The organism is Falsihalocynthiibacter sp. S25ZX9 (assembly GCF_041205405.1).
In the GTDB taxonomy this organism is placed as follows: domain Bacteria; phylum Pseudomonadota; class Alphaproteobacteria; order Rhodobacterales; family Rhodobacteraceae; genus Falsihalocynthiibacter; species Falsihalocynthiibacter arcticus.
The window spans coordinates 1-283 of sequence record NZ_JBGFCD010000327.1 but is presented as its reverse complement, the minus strand read 5'-3'; the positions used below and the strand labels follow the sequence as shown (position 1 = coordinate 283).

General features: G+C 58.0%; 1 protein-coding gene. It reads left to right on the top strand.

Annotation, left to right across the window (positions count from 1 at the left end; all coding sequences use genetic code 11):
* Positions 1-283: cytochrome c1 (locus tag AB9F29_RS22440; protein ID WP_369757319.1), on the top strand; the 283-nt coding region annotated here is incomplete at both ends.

Genomic DNA, 283 nt, shown 5'->3' with positions numbered 1-283 from the left:
TCACCCTTTCCGCCCTGACTGCTGTCATTTTGACAGCAGGCTCGGCTGTCGCGGCGGGCGACGACGCCAGCATCCATGCTGCGGATTTCTCCTTCGCAGGGCCCTTGGGCAAATATGACCAAAACCAACTTCAACGGGGCCTCAAGGTTTACACTGAAGTTTGTTCGGCCTGCCACGGCGTGCAATATGGCCCTTTGCGCACCCTAGGGGACGCAGGCGGACATGAACTTCCCGAAGACCAAGTTCGCGCCTATTCCTCTCAGTTCGAAGTGTTCGACCCTGA